This is a genomic window from Streptomyces sp. NPDC046303 (genome assembly GCF_055588085.1).
Map to the genome: position 1 here is coordinate 1 of NZ_JBVJFA010000084.1, position 3,872 is coordinate 3,872.

The window sequence follows — 3,872 nt, forward strand, 5'->3', positions numbered from 1 at the left end:
ACCGCCAGCACCCGGTCCCCGGCGGCCTGCGCGGCCGACAGCCGCTTGAGGACGAGCACGCCGCAGCCCTCGGACCAGCCGGCCCCGTCGGCCCCGGCGGAGAAGCTCTTGCACCGCCCGTCCGGAGCCATGCCCCGCAGCCGGGAGAACTCCACGAACAGGGACGGCGTGGACATCACCGTCACACCACCGGCCAGCGCGATGTCGCATTCACCCTGGCGCAGCGCCGTCACCGCCAGGTGCAGTGCCACCAGCGACGACGAACACGCGGTGTCCACCGTCACGGCCGGACCCTGCAGCCCCAGCGAGTACGAGACCCTGCCCGACAGCACACTGCCGGCGCTCCCCATCGAGCCGTACGCGTCGAGCGCGCGCAGGTCGTGGTGGTGGAAGCGGTCGTAGTCCGACCCCATGGCACCCAGGTACACGCCGGTGTTGCTGCTCTCAAGGGCTTCGGAGCGGATGCCGGCGCGTTCGAGGGCTTCCCAGGAGGTTTCCAGGACCAGACGCTGCTGCGGGTCCATCGCCTCTGCCTCGCGCGGCGGTATCCCGAAGAACCCGGCGTCGAACTCCTCGACGTCCCGGAGGAATCCGCCCTCGCGCGCGTAGCTCTTGCCGACGGCCTCCGGATCCGGGTCGTACACGTCCCAGTCGTCCCACCGCGACGGGAAGCCCTCGATCGCGTCCCCGCCCGAGGACAACAGCTCCCAGAACTCCTCCGGCGTCGCCACCCCGCCCGGCAGCCGGCAGGCCATCGCCACGATCGCGACCGGATCGTCGTCCTCGTCCGCAGCCCGTACGGGAGTCCCCGCGGGCCGCACGGCCTGTGCCAGGTCCATCCGTTCCAGGAGGAACTCCGCCATGGCGGCCGGGGTCGGGTAGTCGAACGCCAGCGTCGCGGGCAGGGGAACCTCGGTTTCCTGCGAGATCCGGCGCCGCAGTTCCACGGCCATCAGCGAATCGAGGCCGAGGTCCCTGAGCACCTGCTGGGCCGACACCGCACCCTCGTCCGGGAGGCCGAGCACGCTCGCCGCCGCCGACCGCACCAGCAGCGTCACCGACTCCCGCCGCTGGTGGGGGGAGAGCGCCGCGAGCCTGCCGCGCAGGTCCGACGGGGCCTCCCCCGTGCTCGCCCGCCGCAGGCGCGGCCGGGCCAGGCCGCGGAGCACCGCCGGCACCTCGTCCTGACCGCGGCGCAGCGAGGCCAGCCCGAGACGGACGGGAACCAGATGTCCCCGTGCGTCCGTCGCCAGCGCGGCGTCCAGTGTCCGCAGACCCTCGTCCACGGACAACGGCTCGACGCCCATGCGCCGGATCCGGGTCAGCTCGGCCTGACCGAGGTGCGCGGTCAGACCGACCCCCGCCTGTTCCCACAGTCCCCAGGACAGACTCCTGGCGGGCAGGCCCGCGTGCACACGCTGGACGGCGAAGGCGTCGAGGAACGCGTTGGCCGCCGCGTACGTGCTCTGACCGGCGCTTCCGAACACACCGGCGAGCGAGGAGAACATCACGAACTCGGACAGCGGGTGCTCGCGGGTGAGTTCGTGCAGATGCAGTGCGGCGTCCAGCTTCGGAGCCAGCACGCGTGCCATCCGCTCCGCGTTCTGGTCCGGCAGCAGTCCGTCGTCGAGCACACCTGCCAGGTGCCACACCGATTCCAGATCGTCGATGGAACCGATCAGACCGGCGACGGCTTCCCTGTCGGCGACGTCGCAGGCCACGATCCGCACGCTGTCGGCCCCGGCGCCGGTGAGTTCGGCGGCGAGGTCGGCGGATCCCGGAGCCCGCTCACCCCGACGCGAGGTCAGCACGAGACGCCGTACCCCACGGGTGCGCACCAGGTGCAGTGCGACCTCCCGTCCCAGCTCACCGGTTCCTCCGGTGATCAGCGCCGTTCCCTGCGGCGCCGGGGTTCCCGCGGTGACGTCCTCCGGCTCCGGCTCGACCGCGACCAGCCGCGCGACCCGGATCTCCCCTTCCCGTACCGCGATCTCGGGTTCGTCCGCAGCGGACACGGCCCGGGCGAGCGCGGCGATGTCCCCGGCCTCGGAACCCACGTCCACGAGGCGCAGTGACCGCTGCGGGTACTCGGCACGCGCGGCACGGACCAGACCCCACAGGGGGGCGTGTACCAGGCCGCCGACGCCCTCCCCCGGTCCGGCCTCCACGGCCTCCCGGGTCACCCAGACCAGTTCGGTTCCGTCCAGCCGTGGCTCGGCCAGCACGCTCTGCACCAGGTGCAGTCCGGCAGCGGTGACCCTCCGCACCGCGTCCGCCAGATCACCCGGGTCCTGCCTGGTGCTGTCGACGACGAGGCGAGCCGGGGGCTCGTCGCCGGCATCGAGCCGGGCGCGCAGCTCGTCCACGTCGATGACGGGTCGTCCGCCGATCACGTCCGCGAGATCACCGGAGCCGCCGAGGACCCAGGTCTCGGCCAGTACCTCGCGCGTCGTGCGGGCAGGCTGGAAGTCGAGCCGGTAGAGGTGGCTGGCCGTGCGCTGCCGCAGCTGCTGTTCGGTCGCCGCGCGCAGAACCAGCGCGTCCACGGAGGCCACCGGCTCGCCGTGGGCATCCGCCATCCACAACCGGGCCTCGGATGACGCGGGATCCCGCTCGATCCGGACACGGAGTTCGGTCGCACCGGTGGCGTACAACTGGGCCCCGGTCCACTCGAAGGGGAGCGACACCCGTCCGCTGTCGGTGTCCAGTACGGAGAGCGCGTGCAGCGCCGCGTCCAGCAGGGCCGGATGCACGGCGAAGTCGCCCGCCGCCGCATTCTCGGCCTCGGCCGCGGGGAGACGGACCACGGCGTAGGCGGTGTTGCCGCTGCGGGAGAGCTCCACCAGACCCTGGAAGGCGGGTCCGTAGTCGAATCCGCGCTCCCGCAGCCGGTCGTAGAACCCGTCCAGGTCCACTGGTGTGGTGCCCGCCACCGGCCAGTTCCGGAGTTCCTGGAACCCGGTGTCGCCGGTGTCGCCGGTCGGGCGGTGGGTGAGTTGGGCGGTGGCGTGGGTGGTCCAGGGGGTGTCGGGGTGGGTGTCGGGGTCGGGGTGGGTGTGGACGGTGACCTGGCGGTGCCCGTCGGTGTCGGTGCCGGTGACGGCGACCTGGATGCGCAGCGGACCGTTGTCGGGCAGGACCAGCGGGGTGGTGAGGGTCAGGGTGTCGACGGTGGTGGCGCCGACCCGCTCGGCGGCGGTGAGGACCATGTCGAGGATCGCGGTGCCGGGCAGCAGGACCGTGTCGAACACCCGGTGCTCGGTCAGCCACTGCTGCCCGGGCCCGCTGGTGTCGATCCGGCCGGTGAGGACCAGTCCGTCACCGGAGGCCAGCGGGGTCGAGAGCGTGAGCCAGGGGTGGCCCAGCCCGTCCGCCCCCCAGCCGGACGGATCGGCCGGAGCACTCGTGCGGGCGGCGAGCCAGTACCTCTGGCGGTCGAAGGCGTAGGTGGGCAGGCTGGTTTCCACCGGGGTCCGGGGTGCCACCCGCTCCCAGGGCCATTGGTCCGCGTGGGCCAGTCCCGCGCGGACCCATGAGGCGAGGACGTCGGTGGTGTCGGCGCGGTCCCGGTGGGCGGTGGCGACGGTGAATCCCCCGTGATGCCGGGTGATCTCGTCGAGGACCATGGCCATGACCGGGTGGGGACTGATCTCAGTCCAGGTGTGGTGGCCGTCGGCGGTGGCGGCCTGCCCGGCCTGGTCGAAGCGCACCGGCTGACGCAGGTTCGCGCACCAGTAGTCCGCGTCCAGCTCACGGCCTTCGACGATGCGGCCGTGCACGGTGGAGTACATCGGGATCCGACCGGCTTGGGGTCGCAGGCCGGCCAGTTCCTCGGCGAGGCCGGGCAGGAGCGGGTCCATGTGCGCGCTGTG

General features: G+C 72.7%; 1 protein-coding gene. It reads right to left on the bottom strand.

Annotation, left to right across the window (positions count from 1 at the left end; genetic code table 11):
• Positions 1 to 3,860, bottom strand: a 3,860-nt coding sequence (locus ACZ6I1_RS34940) for an SDR family NAD(P)-dependent oxidoreductase (RefSeq protein ID WP_469293151.1), incomplete at its 3' end; no start/stop codon positions are given.
• Positions 3,861 to 3,872: the final 12 nt, after the last annotated feature.